Source organism: Nocardiopsis sp. NPDC055879 (assembly GCF_053615935.1).
In genome coordinates, this window is sequence record NZ_JBSHCT010000004.1 from 86,287 (window position 1) to 103,226 (window position 16,940).

A 16,940-nucleotide genomic window follows, 5' to 3' on the forward strand; every position below is an offset into this window, starting at 1 on the left:
TGTGTGCGGGGTCGGCGGTGTCATTCATCGAACAGGAAACGGGGAGCCACGATGGGGACCGAACACGGTGTCGAGGGTCTGAAGACGATTCTGGGCCAGGTGCCCTTTCCCGCGGACAAGGAACGGATCCTGGACCGGGCTGCTTCTCTGGGGGCCGACGACGAGATCATGAGGGCATTGAGGGCGATGCCTCCGGTCGACTACGACCGACCCGACGACGTCCTGCGGTCGGTGCCCATGGACGAGTCCGACACGGACGCGCGCAAGGAGTCCGATCGGGCCCAGCAGCGGCGGGAACACACCAAACCCGGTCTTTCCGAGACGATGAAGGACACCGGGCCGGTGAACCCGATCGAAGAGGAGACCGGGGAGAACCGTAAGTCCTGAGCGGGCCGGGGCGGCGGGGCCGCCGCCGCACCCGCTGACGCGTTCGCCGGGAGAAGAGCCCGAACCGGAAGGTGGGTCCGTACAGGCTACGATTGGCGGGCGGCCGTTTCGCCGGGTCACGGGACATCGACGGAGCGCGCTGCGGTGGGAACGGAAGATCCCGCCCGTTATCGTGGTCGCCATGGGGCGATCCGCGCAAGAAGGCAGACACGAGGCGGGGGGCAGTGTGGCCGGCCCGGTGGTCACCGACCGCATCTGGACGGTTCCCAACCTGTTGAGCATGCTCCGGTTGTTGGGTGTTCCGCTGTTCCTGTGGCTCATCCTGGGACCCGAGGCCGACTGGTGGGCACTGCTCGTGCTCGCCTTCGCCGGGCTCAGCGACTGGCTGGACGGCAAGATCGCCCGAGCCTGGAACCAGGCCTCCAAGTTGGGTCAGTTCCTCGACCCGGCCGCCGACCGGCTCTACATCTTCGCGGCGCTGCTGGGACTGGTCATCCGTGGGATCGTGCCGTGGTGGCTGATGGCCATCCTGGTCCTGCGAGACGTCCTCATCCTCGGCGCCCTGCCGCTGCTGCGCCACTTCGGCTACGGGCCGCTTCCGGTGAACTTCGCGGGCAAGGCCGCCACCCTGTGCCTGTTGTACTCGTTCCCGTTGTTGTTCGTGGCCGAGTACGCGTCCATCGTGGGAGATGTGGCCAAAATTGTAGGTTGGGCGTTCGCGCTCTGGGGAACGGCTCTTTATTGGTGGGCCGGATTGCTCTACGCCGTACAGGGACTACGCCTGATCGGACAGTCCCGCCGTGCCGAACGCGCTGATCACGAGGGTGTGAGAACGGGAGACCCGGACAGCGACGAGGGGCACGGCAGGTTCACGGAACGGTAACGGGGCCTGATCCGTGACACCGACGGGCCGGCTCACCTGAGTCCTGTCGGATCGAAAGGGAGTGTCGTCTCCGTCATGAGAACATGTCCCACCGCGCGCGCCGGTGCGCGCTCCGAAGAACGCACATCCCCCATCGCCCCCCACGGCCAAGCCGTTCGGGGGGATCGGGGATGACCACACCCAACGAAGGGCCCGGGACCACCACGCCTCCGATGAAGGCCGTCGTGATGGCGGGCGGCGAGGGCACTCGCCTGCGCCCGATGACGGCCAACCAACCCAAACCGCTCCTACCGGTGGTCAACAAGCCCATCATGGAGCACGTGCTGCGCCTACTGCGCAAGCACGGATTCACCGAGACGGTCGTCACCGTCCAGTTCCTGGCCACGCTCATCCGCAACTACTTCGGTGACGGCGAAGAGCTCGGCATGAAGCTCCACTACGTCGCCGAGGAGGTCCCCCTCGGGACCGCCGGCAGCGTCAAGAACGCCGAGGAACACCTGCGCGGCGAGCCGTTCATCGTCATCTCCGGTGACGCGCTCACCGACATCGACCTCACCGACATGCTCCGCTTCCACCGTGAACGCGGCGCCAAGCTCACCATCGCCCTGAAGCGGGTCCCCAACCCGCTGGAGTTCGGCATCATCATCGTCGACGAGCAGGGCCGCATCCAGCGTTTCCTGGAAAAACCTACCTGGGGACAGGTCTTCTCCGACACCGTCAACACCGGCATCTACATCATGGAACCGGAGGTGTTGGAGAGAGTCGCCACCGGAGAGGTGGTCGACTGGTCCGGTGACGTGTTCCCCGAACTCCTGGCCGAGGGCGAACCCATCTACGGGTACGTCGCCGACGGCTACTGGGAGGACGTGGGCACCCACGAGAGCTACCTGAGCGCCCAGGCCGACGTGCTCTCGGGCAAGGTGGACGTCGACATCGACGGCTTCGAGGTCTCCCCGGGCGTGTGGGTGGGCGAGGGCTCCGAGGTCAGCTCCGAGGCCGTACTCAAGGGACCGCTCTACATCGGCGACTACGCCAAGGTCGAGGCCGGCGCGGAACTGCGCGAGTACACCGTGGTCGGCAGCAACGCCGTGGTCCGCGCGGAGGCCTTCGCCCACCGCACCGTGCTCCACGACAACGTGTTCATCGGCCGCGGCGCCAACCTGCGCGGCACCGTGATCGGCAAGAACACCGACGTCATGGCGGCGGTGCGGATCGAGGAGGGCGCGGTCATCGGTGAGGACTGCGTCATCGAGTCCGAGGCCTACCTGCACAACGACGTCAAGGTCTACCCGTTCAAGACCATCGAGGCCGGGGCGGTGGTCAGCACCAACGTCGTCTGGGAGTCACGGGGGCAACGCTCCCTGTTCGGTCCCCGTGGTGTGTCCGGCCTGATCAACGTCGAGATCACCCCCGAACTCGCGGTCCGGTTGGCCAACGCCTACGCCACCACCCTGAAGAAGGGTGCGATGGTCACGACCTCCCGCGACGTCTCGCGCGCCGCGCGCACGCTCAAGAGGGCCATCATCAGCGCGCTCACCGCGACCGCCATCGAGGTGCGCGACCTGGAGGTGGTGCCGCTGCCGGTGGCGCGCTTCCACACCTCCCAGAGCGGCGTCAGCGGCGGCATCGTCGTGCGCACCAGTCCGGGCGACCCCGAGTCGGTCGACATCATCTTCCTGGACGGTGAGGGGGCCGACCTGTCGCCGGGCGCCCAGCGCAAACTCGACCGGGTCTTCTCCCGAGCCGAGTACCGGCGCGCGTTCCCCGGGGAGATCGGCGAGCTGACCTTCGCCGCCCGCAACATCGAGAACTACTCCCACGACCTCCTACGGTCCGTGGACACCTCCGGGGTGGCCGAGGCGGAGCTGAAGGTGGTCGTGGACTGCGCGGGCGGCACGGGTTCGCTCATCCTGCCCTCGCTGCTGGGACGGATCGGCGTGGACGTGCTCACCGTCAACAACCGCCTGGACGAGGCCTCGCCCACCGACACGGTCGCCAGGAAGATGCGCGACCTGGAACGTCTGGGCGAGTTGGTGTCGGGTTCGGGGGCGGACTTCGGTGTGCGTTTCGACCCGGTCGCCGAACGCCTGTCCATCGTGGACGAGAACGGCGAGCTGATCGACGACGACCGCGCGTTGTTGGTGGTGCTGGACCTGGTGGCCGCCGAACGCGGTGCGGGCAAGGTGGCGCTGCCGGTGACCACCACCAGGGTGGCCGAGCGCGTGGCCGGTGCCCACGGTGTCGAGGTGCGTTGGACGGCCACCGCCACCCACGAGCTCACCAAGGCGGTCCGTGCCGAGGGTGACGCCATCATCTTCGCCGGTGACGGCCGGGGCGGGTTCGTCCTCCCCGAGTTCAGCTCCACCAGTGACGGCATCGCCGCGTTCGTGCGGCTGCTGGGTCTGGTGGCGCGGACCCGTCGCCCGATCGTGGAGATCGATCGGGCGATCCCTCAGGCGCACCTGTTGCGCCGTTCGGTGCCCACCCCATGGGCGGTCAAGGGCAGCGTCATGCGCGCGGTCGTGGAGGCCGCGCAGGACCGGGAACTGGACACCACCGACGGCGTGCGCGTGATCGAGTCGGACGGAAGCTGGGCGCTGGTCCTCCCGGACACCGCCGAAGCCGTCACCCATCTTTGGGCCGAAGGTCCTGATTCGGACAAGGCTCAGGCTCTGTTGGACGAATGGGCCTCCGTCGTGGAGCGTGCGGAGGGCTGAAATGGCAGGTCGTGGGCGTGGGCGGCGGTGGCCGTCCACGCCCACGTGCTTCGGTCCGTCCGTCGGTGGGGAAAAATCGCCCGGCAGGGCGGTCGAGCGGACGAATCGAGCGGAATCCCAGGTCAATCCACGGTCGGGAGGCCGACGAAAATCCACTCCGCGTTCAACAGAACCAAACCCCTCGGACGGGCATCTGCCCCAGAACAGGCGTTGATCTCTTCCGAGGTCCGGTGTGGCGGTGCCCCGGGTGCCGCCTCCATCGAGTCCGTCGCACGCCCGTGTCACGGGGCCGCGCGGCGGGCCACGGGGGAGCGAAACCCTGTCTGGACAGGGATATGGTTTAAAGTCGAGTGTTCCCTGAAGCATCTCGTCACCATCGACACAAGGGGTTCCGGCAACGGCGGACGTCCGTCGGGGTGACAAGGGGCAGAACATAGGGGATGAGACCTAGCGACCGACCGTGTGGGACGATCCGTTGCCGCGAAAGCGGAACGTCTCACCGTGTTCCGGACGTTGAGCGGGCACAGTGTCCGTCCGGCGAGCCGGAACGCGCCACCGATCAGCCGAATCAAGCACCGCCCCGTGCGGTAGGAGGCCGAGCCGACCTATGTCGAGCGTTTACTGCACGCAGTGCGGTCACGCCGTTGCGGATGATGCCCGTTTCTGCTCCCACTGTGGAACTCCCCTCCGCAGGGCCGACCAGCAGAATCCGCCGTCCAACACGGGCGGGGAGTCCGGTGGAGGGGACGTCACCTCCACCATCTCCATCTCCGGGATACAGGCCCTGGAGGATGAGGAAGCGGGTGAGGATCTCGGCGGCGACGACCCCGCCAGTGCCGATGCGTTGCCCCCGGGCACCGCGCTACTCGTGGTCCGCCGTGGCCCCAACGCCGGAAGTCGTTTCCTGCTGGACAGCGACGTGACCACCGCCGGGCGCCACCCCAACAGCGACATCTTCTTGGACGACGTCACCGTCTCCCGACGCCACGTGGAGTTCTTCCGCAGGGGTAACGGGTTCGGGGTCCGTGACGTCGGTAGTCTCAACGGCACCTACGTCAACCGGGAACCGGTGGACGAGGCCGAGCTGGGTGGTGGGGACGAGATCCAGATCGGCAAGTTCCGGATGATCCTGCTGACCAAGCCCCGCCGATGACGGATCGGTGACCACGGTCGACGGGGGTGGGAGGGCCGAAGAGGTTTGCGGCCCTCCACCTCCGGAGAGCTTTGTAACGAAGGGTGCCGATTTCGCCCTCGGGTCCTGATCCGACGGGGGAGCAGGGACGAGCGCCCAGCCGGCATGACGACTCGTGGGACGGAGACGCTGTGAAGCACATGGAGGTCGTCGGCGTCCGGGTTGAGATGCCTTCGAACCAACCGATTGTCCTGCTCAAGGAATCCGAGGGTGACCGCTACCTGCCGATCTGGATCGGCGGGGTGGAGGCCACCGCCATCGCCTTGGCCCAACAGGGGGTCGCGCCCGCCCGACCTCTCACGCACGACCTGTTTCGGGACGTGCTCGACGCCCTGGAGACCGGCCTGGAAACGGTACGGATCACGGGGCTGAGCGATGGCATCTTCTACGCCGAACTGGTCTTCAGCAATGGTGTCGAGGTCAGTGCACGACCCTCCGACTCCATTGCCCTGGCCCTGCGGACCGGAACCCCGATCTACGCGCACGAGGACGTGATCGACGAGGCGGGGATGCCGATACCCGACGAGCAGGAGGACCAGGTCGAGGCGTTCCGGGAGTTCCTGGACAACATCTCGCCCGAGGACTTCGGTCGACGCAGTACCTGAGAGATCGCAAGGGCGGGGCCCGCGCACGGCGTGGGCCCCTCTTCCTTGCCCGAGCGGGCCCATCGGCCCATGAGGCCGAGGACACGGCTGTGACCTGCGACTTCATTATCGGGGTCAGTGGTAGATTGGGATGAGGGAATGGACGCGGCGACCACAACCGAAAAGGCCCGGTCTCCTCGGGGCATCGGACGTACGGGTGGGTCGGAGCCGTCACCGCGCGTACTTGGCGACGCGCCGGGCGGCTTCGTTGACGCTGCCTTGGCGTCGCCCTACCGTCAGTGCTGTGGAACCTGCGGCGCGCCCATTCCCTGAGTGGACCTTCCCCTGTCGATGCCGCCGTGGGACGAGAAGCCGGAGGTCGGCGTGGCGGTAGCGAGCGGCAAGCGGGATCCCCATGACAGGCGGTCTGCGCTGCGGCTAGCGGGGCAGCAGGGCCTACTGTGCGAAGAGGACGTGATGGCGCTGCCTATGGACGTCGGGTATCGGGGCCCAGCGGCGTGTACGGCCGCCGGGATCACCTATCGACAGCTCGACTACTGGGCCAGAACCGGCCTGGTGGAGCCGAGCGTGCGCACAGGAGCCGAAAACGCCCCGCTGTACAGTCTTCCGGACATCCTGATGCTGAAGGTGGCCAAGCGTCTCCTGGACACCGGGATCTCCCTGCAGCAGATCCGCACGGCCGTCGACCACCTGCGCGGCCGTCCCGCCGGGGAGTTGGCCCGCATCACCCTGATGAGCGACGGTGTGAGCGTCTACGAGTGCACCTCCCCCGACGAGGTCGTCGACCTCATGCAGCGGGGCCAGGGCATGTTCGGGTTGGCGTTGGCGAACGTGGCCCGTGAGCTGGAGGAGGCGCTGGGGGTCGTCCCGGCCGAGGCCCGTTCCGACCTTCCCACCCCGGACCCCCGACCCGTCGACGAACTGGCCCGTCGGCGACGTGAACGCCGTACCGGTTGAGAGCGGTACGAAGGTGTGCCCTGGCTCCTCGTTCCGGAGTCCGATCGAGTACCTTCGTAACCACAACAGGGGTGAAAACCGACATTTCTCCCTGCTTGGATACATGTACAGAGCGTCAGCAGGCTTTTGATATCGCGCGGGAGAGACCCCGACGCTACGGGGCGCCGACGGGGCAATACTCCCCAGTAACCTCTCAGGCACCATGGACCGCGCGAAGGAGGCCGCTCTGGAGCCGGCATCGTCGTGCCCGGTGACAGAGGGGGAGACCGTGAGGAACACCGCCGATCGAATCGGCCCTGTCACCAGGAGGTCTCCGTGACTGACCCGTCGAACGCCTCGACCATGGGCGCACCCGCCCGGGTCTTCGCCGACCGGCACATCGGCCCCACGCCCACCGAGACGGCGGAGATGCTCAAGACCGTGGGCTACGGCTCCACGACCGAGCTCATGAGCGCCGCCGTGCCCGAGTCCATCCTCACCGGCCCCGGGCAGAGCGCCCCGCTGGCCCTGCCCGAGGCCGCGGGAGAGGCCGAGGCCCTGGCCGAGCTGCGGGAGTTGGCCGGTCGCAACCGCCCCCACACCACACTCATCGGCCTGGGCTACTACGACACGCTCACCCCGCCGGTCATCCTGCGCAACATCATGGAGAACCCGGCCTGGTACACCGCGTACACGCCCTACCAACCGGAGATCTCCCAAGGCCGGTTGGAGGCCCTCCTCAACTTCCAGACCGCGGTCTCGGACCTGACCGGTCTGCCCATCACCGGCGCCTCGCTGTTGGACGAGGCGACCGCCGCGGCCGAGGCCATGACCCTGGCCCGACGCGCCTCCAAGGTCAAGAGCGACGTCTTCGTCGTGGACGCCGACGTCTTCCCGCAGACCCTGCAGGTGTTGCGCACCCGCGCCGAGCCCCTGGACATCGAGGTCGTCGTCGCCGACCTGACCAAGGGCCTGCCCGAGGGCGAGGCCTTCGGAGTCCTGGTCCAGTACCCGGCCTCCAGCGGTGTGGTCCGCGACCCGAGCGCGGTCATCGAGCAGGCGCACGAGCGCGGCGCGCTGGCCGTGGTCGCCGCCGACATCCTCGCCCTGACCCTGCTGCGCAGCCCCGGTGAACTGGGCGCGGACATCGCGGTGGGTTCCACCCAGCGCTTCGGTGTGCCGCTCGGCTTCGGCGGCCCGCACGCCGGTTACATGTCCGTGGGCGAGAAGCTGCGCCGGCAGCTGCCCGGTCGTCTGGTCGGGGTGTCCGTCGACAACGTCGGCAGACCCGCCTACCGTCTGGCCCTGCAGACCCGTGAACAGCACATTCGTCGGGAGAAGGCCACCAGCAACATCTGCACCGCCCAGGTACTGCTGGCGATCATGGCCGGCATGTACGCCGTCTACCATGGCCCCGACGGGCTGCGGGCCATCGCCCGTCAGGTGCACACCCGCACCGCGTCCCTGGCCGACGCGCTCACCAAGCGCGGCTTCGAGGTCGTCCACGGCGCGTACTTCGACACCCTGCGCGTGCGCGTGCCCAGCGCCGACCGCGTCGTGGAGCGGGCACTGGAGTCCGGCGTCAACCTGCTCGCCACCGACCAGCACACGGTCGGTCTGAGCGTGGACGAGACCACCGGCGTGGACACCCTGGGCAAGGTCCTGGCCGCCTTCGGCGAGGCCGACCGTGGTGCCGAGCGCGGCCCGGTGACGGTGGACGAGTCCGCCGACCGCCTGCCCGCGGACCTGACGCGCGGCGTCGACTACCTCACCCACGAGGTCTTCAACACCCACCGCAGTGAGACCTCGTTGCTGCGTTACATGCGCCGTCTGGCCGACCGGGACCTGGCGCTGGACCGCACGATGATCCCGCTGGGCTCGTGCACCATGAAGCTCAACGCCACCGCCGAGATGGAGCCCATCACCTGGCCCGAGTTCGCCGGGCTGCACCCGTTCGCCCCGATGGACCAGGCGGCCGGCAGCGTGGCGCTCATCCGCGACCTGGAGGCCTGGCTGGTCGAGGTCACCGGCTACGACGCGGTGTCCCTACAGCCCAACGCCGGTTCCCAAGGTGAGCTCGCCGGCCTGCTCGCCATCCGCGGCTACCACCGCTCGCGCGGGCAGGCCCACCGGGACGTGTGCCTGATCCCCAGTTCGGCGCACGGCACCAACGCCGCCAGCGCCGTCATGGCGGGCATGCGTGTGTCCGTGGTGGCCTGTGACGACGACGGCAACGTCGACCTGGACGACCTGCGCGCCAAGACCGACAAGCACCGCGAGGAGCTGGCGGCCATCATGGTCACCTACCCCTCCACCGCGGGTGTGTACGAGGACACCATCACCGAGGTGTGCCGCCTGGTGCACGAGGCCGGAGGCCAGGTCTACGTCGACGGGGCCAACCTGAACGCCCTGGTGGGTTGGGCCAAGCCGGGCGAGTTCGGCGCCGACGTCAGCCACCTGAACCTGCACAAGACCTTCTGCATCCCGCACGGCGGCGGCGGCCCGGGCGTGGGTCCGGTCGCGGTTCGTTCGCACCTGGCGGGCTTCCTGCCCAACCACCCGGGCCAGCCGGAGGCCGGCCCGCACACCGGGGTCGGTCCCGTCTCGGCGGCGCCGTTCGGTTCGGCGGGCATCCTGCCGATCTCCTGGGCGTACGTGCGCATGATGGGGGAGAAGGGGCTGCGTTCGGCCACCGAGACCGCGGTGCTCTCGGCCAACTACATCGCCAAGCGCCTGGAGCCCTACTACCCGGTCCTGTACACCGGTGCGGGCGGACTGGTGGCGCATGAGTGCATCATCGACATCCGTCCGTTGCAGAAGACCAGTGGCATCAGCAACGAGGACGTCGCCAAGCGGCTGATGGACTACGGCTTCCACGCGCCGACCATGTCCTTCCCGGTCAACGGCACGCTCATGGTGGAGCCGACCGAGAGCGAGAATCTCGCCGAGTTGGAGCGGTTCATCCAGGCGATGATCGCCATCCGCGGTGAGATCGATAAGGTGGCCAAGGGGGAGTGGGGCGCCGAGGACAACCCGCTGTGGGGCGCTCCGCACACCGCGGAGGCGCTGACCGCCGACGAGTGGGGCCGCGGCTACACGCGCTCCGAAGCCGCCTACCCGCTGCCGTCGCTGCGCCAGGACAAGTACTGGCCGCCGGTCGGTCGGATCGACCAGGCCTACGGTGACCGCAACCTGGTCTGCTCCTGCCCGCCGCCGGAGGCCTTCGAGCTCTGAGGGTGGTGAGCGGGGTGTCGGCTTCGGTCGGCGCTCCGCTCTTTTCGGACCATAGCGAATCTACAACGTAAAGGCATCGCTTCGGGTGGGGCGACACGCGACATCCACTACCAGGGCGCAGCTCTCGTCATCGACCGGCAGGTTAGAGTTACGGCGAGCAGAACACTCGCGCCGCCCACCGCGTGATCCTCGCCCCCACGGAAAGTCGCACACCATGACCACGACGTCCGGATCTTCCGCACGCCCTGGACCCTCGGACCCGCAGCCCCAGGCCATCGACCCCGAAGACGTCGAGGACACCGGAACCGGTGGCGGGGACGCCGCCGACCTGTGCGATCGGGCCCGCGACCTGGCCGAGAACGGGCACCTCAAACGCGCCGCCAAGCTCTACCAGCAGGCGGTCACGGCCGACCCGCATCCCAGGGTGCGGGCACGGGCCCTGTTGGGGCTGGCCGTGGTCCAAGACCAGCGCGGCGACCTGGCCGCCGCGCGTGAGGCCGCCCGTCGGGCGCTGTCCACCGGGGACGCGCGTTACGCGCCACGAGCCGCCTACCACCTGGCGCTGTCCCTGGAGCAGGAGGGCTCGCACGGTGAGGCCGCCCGGGTGTGGGAACGGCTGCTGGGATCGGGTGGCGCGGCCTACGGCGCGGTGGCCCGCTACGGGTTGGCGCGAGAGGCCGAAACGCGGGGTGAGCACACCGAGGCGGAGGAGCACTGGGAGGCCGCGCTGGAACTGCCGCCCGAAGGCGAACCGATGAGCCGTCTGCACGCCACCACGGTCCAGGACGCCGCCAGGGACCTGGCGGGGCGCCTGTTGGACCGAGGACAGGTGGAGGGCGCCTCCGTGGCGGTCGAGCGCGGTCTGGCGGTGGGAGACGACCCGGGTCTGCGCCTGTTGCGCGCCGCCACCCACCTGGAGCGGGCCATCTCCGACGTCGCCGGGGTCGCCGAGCCGGGCACCGCCGACGAGGGGGCGCACCCGCGGGCGCGCACCTCGGGCGCCGCGGTGGAGCTTCTGGCCGGTCTGTTGGTCCTGCGGGGCGAACCGGACGAGGCGGCCCGGGCCTGGCGTACCGGGTTGGAGAGCCGGGACACGGAGACCGCCGAAGAAGTGCGGTGGCGGCTGCGCCGCTCCTTCGCCCAAGCCGGGGACGAGGACGGTGAGGAGACGCCCGAACCCTGGTGGGAGGGGTACCTGGAGGAGGCCGTGGCGACCTCCAGCGCGTCCGTGCTCGCCGGGGAGCTCTTCGCGACGGTGACTCAGATGCACGCCCTGTTGGCGGTGCCGGTGGTGGAGGGCGAGTCACGCCCGGCCGCGCTGCGCGCCGCCATGGAGCAGGCCCTGCGAGCCCCGAGCGAACTGGTGTGGGGCCCGGACGTTCACGCGGACTTCCGGCGTCGGCTCGCGGAGGCGATGGGGGAGGACGTGCTCCCCCAGGGTTGGCCGGACGGTCCCTGACCGGTTCGCGCACACGTCACCGCCCGGGATTTCGCGGTTCCCGGGCGGGAGAGGTCGAGGGATCAGGGGATCGGACATTCGGTGGGGGCCACGAGGTCGGTGGAAATCGTGGCCGGGTGCCGGTCGAGGACCGGTGGTCGGTCGCTTCAGGCCGCGGCGCGGGGGCGGTGCGGGGCCACGACCGCCCCGTCGGGGAGGAGTTCACCGGTGTCGTCGAAGAGGACGACGCCGTTGCAGAGCAGACTCCATCCCTGTTCGGGGTGGCTGGAGACGACGCGGGCCGCCTCGCGGTCGGTTTCCTCGGCGGTGGGACAGGAAGGCTTGTGGCTGCACATGGATGGACCCTTTCGGTCGTGTGCCGGTTGAGGCCAACAGTAGTGGCTGACATCACATGATGTTGTCGTTTCAGGCCGATGACAAAGGTGCCGCTCTGCTGTTGTTCGCTCTCAACAGGTGAGACTCCCGCCCCGGCGAGCAGGTTCTCCCCGAAATGTCGTGGGCGTGTCCGAACCCGGACACGCCCACGGGGAATCAGTAACCGCCGCGTGTGCGTCGGGCGGCCGGACGACTGCGCATCCCCGCACCCGCCAGACCACCGCGCTGGAAGGCCCGGACCAGTTCGCCACCGAGGTTGACCCCGGCGCCCAGCGCGAGCGCCACCGTGATGGCCTCGGCGAGACTGAGCATCCCCGCCACGGCCGTGCCCTGGGTCATCTCGATCAGGCCCCGGTAGAGGATGCTGCCCGGCAGTAGTGGGGCGATCGAGGGGATCAGGTAGGGCAGGACCGGTCGTCTGGTGCGACGGGCCAGCCAGTGCCCGACCACGCCCACGGCGACCGCGCCCACCACGGTGCCCACCACCGGGGGAACGTCCACCAGTGAACGCAGCCCCGCGTAGGTCACCCAGATCATGACGCCCATGACGCCGATGCTGGGGAGCATCCTGGGTGGTACCGCCAGTGAGATGGCGAAGGCCATGGCGATGCCGGCGGCGCCCACCAGCACCGCGACGTCCAGGGTGGTGCCCGCCGCCGGCAGGTTCTCCAGGTCCATGTTCACGCCCAGACGCACCGCCGTGTAGGCCACCGCGCCCACACCCGAGACGATCGCGCCCAGCGTGAAGAAGGTCTCCAACAGGCGTGCCGCGGCGGAGACGTAACTGCCGCTGATGCCGTCCTGGAGACTGGAGACCAGGGGACGACCGGGCAACAGCGCCATGATGTTACCGGTGATGATGGCGCCCGCCTGGAGGCCGAGGTCGAGTGAGGTGCTCACCCACAACAGGCCCACGCCGATGGAGGCGGCCACGGTGGCGGCGGCGACCATCTGGTAGAACTCCGCCACACCGCGGTTGGCGAGGAACACCGATGTGCGGTCGCCCAGCACGGTGGCCATGAACGCCACGGTGGCCACTATCAGACCACCGCCCACCATGAGGCTGGCGCTGGAGGCGATGAGTCCGAAGCCCACCGCGATCAACCAGTTCGGGTAGGGCATGGGGGCTCGCCGGATCTGCTCCAGCCTGGCCGCGGCGTCCTCCAGCTCCAACAGCCCGAGGGCGGCCTGCTGGACCAGGGTGTGCAGCTCGTTGACGCGGAAGTAGTCGAGGGTACGGCGACGCACCACGCGTTCGCCGGTCACCGGTGGACTGTCGCCGCCCGGGTGGGTGGACAGGGAGATGGTGGTGAAGGTGACCGACACCTCCGAACGGGGCAGGTCGAAGGCGATCGACAGGCTCAGCATGGCCTCGCTGACCGCTTCGGTGCTCTCCCCGCTGGCCAGCATCAGTTCGCCCACGCGCAGGACCAGGTTGATGGCTCGCGCGTCGGGAAGGTTGGTGTCCTCGTCGTCGAGGTTGTCCGGGGTCAACTCACGCTCGTGCTCGGCGCGCCAGTCGCGCATCCGGCTGAGCATGATCTCCTCGCTCGGCGGCCCCGACCGCCCCCGCTTGCTCGGCATGACTGTGCTCCGTCTCCCCCTCTTCGTCCGCGCCCCGTGGTGGCGTTCGGCTTTTGATGGCCACCAAGGGGACGCCGTACCCAACGGCGGGGTTCGCCCTTCCGGGTCGGATGGCGCCGGTGAGTTCGATCACCCCGGCCATCCTGTCAACGCCCGCGGTCGTGCTCTACGGTCGACGCGCCGTCACCTGGCGGCCTGCGGTGGGTCCCCGCCCGGGGTGACCAGGCCGTTCTCATAGGCATACACGACGGCCTGGACCCGGTCGCGCAGTTCCAGTTTGGTGAGGATGCTGCCCACGTGGGACTTGACGGTGGTCTCGCCGAGGAAGAGGTGGCCGGCGATCTCGGAGTTGGATCGGCCGCGGGCGACCAGTGCCAACACCTCATGTTCGCGATTGGTGAGGGGGTCGGTTTCGGGTTCGGTCTCGGACTCGGGGGCGGGCATCAGGGGGACGAAACGGTCCAGGAGACGGCGCAGGACGGTGGGGGAGACCACGGAGGAACCGTCGGCGACCAGGTCGATGGCGGCGATCAGGTCGGTGGGCGGGACGTCCTTGAGCAGGAAGCCGGAGGCGCCGGCGCGCAGGGCTTCGACGGCGTACTCGTCCAGGTCGAAGGTGGTCAGGGCCAGGACGCGTACCCCGTGCCCGAGGCCCTTGGCCCACTCGACGATCTCGCGGGTGGCCTGGATCCCGTCGACGCCGGGCATGCGGATGTCCATGAGGACGATGTCGGGGAGCAGGCTTCGCACGGCTCGTGCGGCCTCGCGGCCGTCGGAGGCCTCGCCCACCACGGACAGGTGGGGTACGGATTCGAGGATCATGCGGAAGCCGGCACGGACGAGGGGTTGGTCGTCGACCAACAGGACTGAGACGGGCACGGGGCCGATTCTGCCGTATGGGGTGGAGTGCCGGGGTCGGTTCAGGCGGTGGGGAGCGGGGGCGGGGTGCCACCGAACTCGGGGCACAGGGCCTGGTGTTCGCACCACCCGCAGAGCTTGCTGCGCTTGGGTTCCCAGCGTCCCGCGCGTCCGGCGGCCTCGATGCGCGCCCAGATGTCACCGATCTCGGCCTCGGCCGCGACGAGTTCCTCCTGGGTGGGGTCGTACCAGCGCACGGAGCCGTCGCCCAGGTACATGAGTTGGAGCCGGGCGGGGACCACGCCGAGGTCACGCCAGATCATGACGGCGTAGAAGAAGATCTGGAACTTGGCCTTGTCCTCGAAGCGGGGGTGGGGCGACTTGCCGGTCTTGTAGTCGACGACACGGATCCGGTCATCGGGTGCGACGTCGAGGCGGTCGACGTAGCCGCGCAGGCGCAGGCCGGTGGGCAGGGACACCTCTAGGCGCATCTCGCGTTCGCGCGGTTCGAGGTTGGCGGGGTTCTCCAGGTCGAAGTAGCGCTGGACGAGGTCGCGGGAAGACTGGAGCCAGTCGTCGAGGCCCTCTCCTTCGGGGAAGAGGTGGTCGGCGACGTCGGGCTTCTTGTCGCGGATCTTCTTCCACTGGGGGTCGACGAGGCCGAGCGCGGTGCGCGTGGTGCGGGTTTCGGCGGGGAGTTCGTACAGACGTTCCAGGCAGGCGTGGACCAGGGTGCCGCGCAGCGCGGCGGCGCTGGGGGCCTCGGGGAGGCGGTCGATGGCGCGGAAGCGGAACAGTAGCGGGCACTGGAGGAAGTCGGATGCTCGCGAGGGCGACAGGGCGCTCGGCAGCGTCGGCACGGTGGTCATACCCGCCAGCCTATGAGAGCCGGCGCCCGGTGGGGGCGGGTGTGGTGGGACCCGTCGCCGGTGGGGTCATAGTGTGGGGCCTGTGAGCAACGGCAGTGAATCCTCCGAGACCCGGCCCGAATCCCGTTCCCGGAAGGCGGGGTTACTGCTCGGACGGCCGTTCGGCGTTCCGGTGTACGTGACGTCGTCGTGGTGGATCGTGGCGGTGCTGATCACCCTGGTCTATGGGGGCATCGTCCAGACCCGGTTGGCGTTGGGGCCCTCGGCGTACCTGTTGGCGTTCGTCTTCGCGATCCTGTTGTACGCCTCGGTGCTGGTGCACGAGTTGGCGCACTCGGTGGTGGCGCGTTCGTACGGGTTGCCGGTGCGGCGGATCGTCCTTTACGTGCTGGGCGGGGTCTCGGAGATCGATCGGGAGGCGCCCACCCCAGGCAAGGAGTTCTGGATCGCCTTCTCGGGGCCGTTGTTGTCGCTGGTGTTGGCGGGGGGCGCGTTCGGGTTGGCGTTGTTGGCGGACCCGTTCAGCATCCCCGGTGAACTGATGTTCCAGTTGTGGATCGCGAACCTGTTGGTGGGTGTGTTCAACCTGTTGCCCGGGTTGCCGTTGGACGGTGGTCGTCTGTTGCGCGCCGGGGTGTGGAAGCTGACCGGGCGCCCGCACACCGGGAGCGTGGTGGCGGCCTGGGGCGGTCGGGTACTGGCGTTGGTGGTGGCGGCCTTGCCGTTCCTGTTCGCGTGGAGCGCGGGTGGCACTCCGGGTCCGTGGGCCATCGTGTGGGGTGTGGTGCTGGCCGGGTTCATGTGGATGGGCGCCACGGAGGCCCTGCGCAACGCGCGGGTGCGGGCCCGTGTCCCGGGGCTGCGCGCCCGGGACCTGGCGCGCCGGGCCGTGGTGGTGCCCGCGGACCTGCCGCTGGCGCAGGTGGACGTGCGTGCTCGGGAGGCGGGCACGGAGGCGGTGGTGGTGACCGACTCCGGGGGCACGCCGATCGCGGTGGTCCATCCCACCGCGGACGAGGCGATCTCGAAGGCGCGGCGGGCCTGGGTGCCGGTCTCGGACGTGTCCCGGGCGTTGACCGGGAATTCGGTGGTGTCGGTGGGGCTGGAGGGTGAGGAGCTCTTGACCGAACTCACCCGGCACCGGTTGCCGGAGTACCTGGTGGTGGCCGAGGACGGTGGGGTGTTCGGGGTGATCCGGGCCTCGGACGTGAACGCGGCGATGGCGGGACGGGAGCGGACCTAGGTCCGCCACGGCCGAGGTTCACCCCGTCGCGGCGTTCGGCACGGCACCTCGCCTCGCCGCGCCGGGAGTGGTGTCGGTTTTTCGCCGTGGGGTCAGCGACGGGCGCCTTGGGGCCACAGGACGATGACGGGGCGGCTCAGGGCCCGGGCGTAGGCGACCACGTCGGCGGTGCCGCCGGGGCCGCGGGCGGGTAGTCCGTCCCAGACGGCGATGAGCCGGTCGCTCTGTTCGACGAGGAGACGACCCGCGGCCATGTGGGAGTGGGGGTCGGAGACGGCGTGCGGTAGTTCGTGGACCAGGACGGAGCGGGCCAGGAGCCGGTCGTAGACGGGGTGGTGTCGGGCGGGTAGCGCCGAGCGGTAGCCGGCGGCGGGGATGACGGCCTCCAGGGGGGCTCCGGCGTCCAGGACGGCCTCGGCGAAGAGGGAGTCGGCGCCGTCGGCGAGGCAGGACAGGCCCACCATGGCGTGTCCGTAGGGCTCCAGATGGTCCTTGACCAGCGCGGCGACGTGTTCGTTCACGTCAGGGGTCAGGTTGCGGTGCCCGGTGATGCCGATGCGGATCACATGACCTCCCAGTTCGTTCGCTTTCGCCGCGT

Annotated in this window: 14 protein-coding genes and 1 riboswitch; of the genes, 9 read left to right on the forward strand and 5 right to left on the reverse strand. The window is 69.2% G+C overall.

Annotation, left to right across the window (positions count from 1 at the left end):
- Window positions 1–51: 51 nt before the first annotated feature.
- From ACWGKS_RS05865 to ACWGKS_RS05900, 8 genes are all read left to right on the forward strand, one after another.
- On the forward strand, window positions 52–387 hold the full coding sequence (locus tag ACWGKS_RS05865) for a DUF2795 domain-containing protein (protein WP_087096765.1): 336 nt from the start codon (window positions 52–54) through the stop codon (window positions 385–387).
- 226 nt (window positions 388–613) lie between these two features.
- Window positions 614–1,270, forward strand: a complete 657-nt coding sequence (locus tag ACWGKS_RS05870; RefSeq protein WP_358511701.1) for a CDP-alcohol phosphatidyltransferase family protein — start codon at window positions 614–616, stop codon at window positions 1,268–1,270.
- Between the two features lie 212 nt (window positions 1,271–1,482).
- On the forward strand, window positions 1,483–3,987 hold the full coding sequence (locus ACWGKS_RS05875) for a mannose-1-phosphate guanyltransferase (protein ID WP_358511704.1): 2,505 nt from the start codon (window positions 1,483–1,485) through the stop codon (window positions 3,985–3,987).
- 607 nt (window positions 3,988–4,594) lie between these two features.
- The gene (locus tag ACWGKS_RS05880; RefSeq protein WP_358511602.1) at window positions 4,595–5,140 is read left to right on the forward strand and encodes an FHA domain-containing protein; all 546 of its coding nucleotides are present in this window, start codon (window positions 4,595–4,597) and stop codon (window positions 5,138–5,140) included.
- A gap of 170 nt (window positions 5,141–5,310) precedes the next feature.
- Window positions 5,311–5,784 carry a bifunctional nuclease family protein gene (locus ACWGKS_RS05885; RefSeq protein WP_358511605.1) on the forward strand — a complete coding sequence of 158 codons (474 nt, stop codon included), beginning with the start codon at window positions 5,311–5,313 and terminating at the stop codon, window positions 5,782–5,784.
- 468 nt (window positions 5,785–6,252) lie between these two features.
- Complete coding sequence (locus tag ACWGKS_RS05890; protein ID WP_358511707.1) at window positions 6,253–6,741, forward strand: MerR family transcriptional regulator; 489 nt, start codon at window positions 6,253–6,255, stop codon at window positions 6,739–6,741.
- Window positions 6,742–6,868: 127 nt separating this feature from the next.
- Window positions 6,869–6,961, forward strand: a riboswitch (glycine riboswitch).
- Window positions 6,962–7,083: 122 nt separating this feature from the next.
- Complete coding sequence (gene gcvP / locus ACWGKS_RS05895) at window positions 7,084–9,954, forward strand: aminomethyl-transferring glycine dehydrogenase (RefSeq protein ID WP_358511710.1); 2,871 nt, start codon at window positions 7,084–7,086, stop codon at window positions 9,952–9,954.
- Window positions 9,955–10,168: 214 nt separating this feature from the next.
- Window positions 10,169–11,413 carry a tetratricopeptide repeat protein gene (locus ACWGKS_RS05900; RefSeq protein WP_358511608.1) on the forward strand — a complete coding sequence of 415 codons (1,245 nt, stop codon included), beginning with the start codon at window positions 10,169–10,171 and terminating at the stop codon, window positions 11,411–11,413.
- Window positions 11,414–11,559: 146 nt separating this feature from the next.
- Here ACWGKS_RS05900 and ACWGKS_RS05905 read toward each other — a convergent pair whose 3' ends face one another.
- From ACWGKS_RS05905 to ACWGKS_RS05920, 4 genes are all read right to left on the reverse strand, one after another.
- The gene (locus ACWGKS_RS05905) at window positions 11,560–11,748 is read right to left on the reverse strand and encodes a DUF5999 family protein (RefSeq protein ID WP_358511611.1); all 189 of its coding nucleotides are present in this window, start codon (window positions 11,746–11,748) and stop codon (window positions 11,560–11,562) included.
- Window positions 11,749–11,944: 196 nt separating this feature from the next.
- Entirely contained in the window at window positions 11,945–13,372 is a 1,428-nt protein-coding gene (locus ACWGKS_RS05910) for a threonine/serine exporter family protein (protein WP_358511614.1), read from the reverse strand.
- Window positions 13,373–13,555: 183 nt separating this feature from the next.
- Window positions 13,556–14,251, reverse strand: a complete 696-nt coding sequence (locus tag ACWGKS_RS05915) for a response regulator transcription factor (RefSeq protein WP_358511617.1) — start codon at window positions 14,249–14,251, stop codon at window positions 13,556–13,558.
- 41 nt (window positions 14,252–14,292) lie between these two features.
- On the reverse strand, window positions 14,293–15,099 hold the full coding sequence (locus tag ACWGKS_RS05920) for a RecB family exonuclease (RefSeq protein ID WP_358511620.1): 807 nt from the start codon (window positions 15,097–15,099) through the stop codon (window positions 14,293–14,295).
- Between the two features lie 82 nt (window positions 15,100–15,181).
- Here ACWGKS_RS05920 and ACWGKS_RS05925 point away from each other — a divergent pair, with 82 nt between their 5' ends.
- Window positions 15,182–16,342: a site-2 protease family protein gene (locus tag ACWGKS_RS05925; RefSeq protein ID WP_358511623.1), complete on the forward strand. Its 1,161-nt coding sequence runs from the start codon at window positions 15,182–15,184 to the stop codon at window positions 16,340–16,342.
- A 92-nt stretch (window positions 16,343–16,434) separates the two neighbouring features.
- Here the strand turns inward: ACWGKS_RS05925 and ACWGKS_RS05930 are convergent, their stop codons facing one another.
- A complete protein-coding gene (locus tag ACWGKS_RS05930) occupies window positions 16,435–16,908 on the reverse strand; it encodes a hypothetical protein (RefSeq protein WP_358511626.1) in 474 nt (157 codons plus the stop codon).
- Between the last annotated feature and the right edge of the window lie 32 nt (window positions 16,909–16,940).

What these genes read in the sequence shown, in the direction of transcription:
- ACWGKS_RS05865 (WP_087096765.1), top strand. Translation starts at nt 52, where the DNA reads ATGGGGACCGAACACGGTGTCGAGGGTCTGAAGACGATTCTGGGCCAG.
- ACWGKS_RS05875 (WP_358511704.1), top strand. Translation starts at nt 1,483, where the DNA reads ATGAAGGCCGTCGTGATGGCGGGCGGCGAGGGCACTCGCCTGCGCCCG.
- ACWGKS_RS05880 (WP_358511602.1), top strand. Translation starts at nt 4,595, where the DNA reads ATGTCGAGCGTTTACTGCACGCAGTGCGGTCACGCCGTTGCGGATGAT.
- ACWGKS_RS05890 (WP_358511707.1), top strand. Translation starts at nt 6,253, where the DNA reads ATGGACGTCGGGTATCGGGGCCCAGCGGCGTGTACGGCCGCCGGGATC.
- gcvP (WP_358511710.1), top strand. Translation starts at nt 7,084, where the DNA reads ATGGGCGCACCCGCCCGGGTCTTCGCCGACCGGCACATCGGCCCCACG.
- ACWGKS_RS05900 (WP_358511608.1), top strand. Translation starts at nt 10,169, where the DNA reads ATGACCACGACGTCCGGATCTTCCGCACGCCCTGGACCCTCGGACCCG.
- ACWGKS_RS05905 (WP_358511611.1), bottom strand. Translation starts at nt 11,748, where the DNA reads ATGTGCAGCCACAAGCCTTCCTGTCCCACCGCCGAGGAAACCGACCGC.
- ACWGKS_RS05910 (WP_358511614.1), bottom strand. Translation starts at nt 13,372, where the DNA reads ATGCCGAGCAAGCGGGGGCGGTCGGGGCCGCCGAGCGAGGAGATCATG.
- ACWGKS_RS05920 (WP_358511620.1), bottom strand. Translation starts at nt 15,099, where the DNA reads ATGACCACCGTGCCGACGCTGCCGAGCGCCCTGTCGCCCTCGCGAGCA.